Consider the following 313-nt stretch of genomic DNA (forward strand, 5'->3'; position numbering starts at 1 on the left):
ACCTACTACTCCCGCTCCCGGCAGCAGTACTGGGTCAAGGGGGAGACGTCCGGACACACCCAGTACGTGCACGAAGTGCGCCTGGATTGCGACGGCGACACCGTCCTGCTCGTGGTCGACCAGGAGGGTGCGGCCTGCCACACCGGCACCCACACCTGTTTCGATTCCGACGTACTACTCGCCGCGCAACCCTGACCGCGGCCCCGGATCAGTAGCCTGCGGTGTCGTCCGTCGTCCGGATGGGACTGCCGAGGCCGTCGGAGAGCTGGGTCGTCATCGCCTCACCGAGCTCGGCGAGGGTGGCGGTCTGACC

The 313-nt window shown here is 67.7% G+C and carries 1 protein-coding gene; it reads left to right on the forward strand.

What is annotated here, in order from left to right:
• On the forward strand, nucleotides 1–195 hold a 195-nt coding region (locus tag GV790_RS29585; protein WP_218586498.1), incomplete at its 5' end, for a phosphoribosyl-AMP cyclohydrolase.
• Nucleotides 196–313 lie beyond the last annotated feature (118 nt).

Origin of the sequence: Nocardia cyriacigeorgica (genome assembly GCF_010858045.1) — a bacterium.
Classification (GTDB): domain Bacteria; phylum Actinomycetota; class Actinomycetes; order Mycobacteriales; family Mycobacteriaceae; genus Nocardia; species Nocardia cyriacigeorgica_E.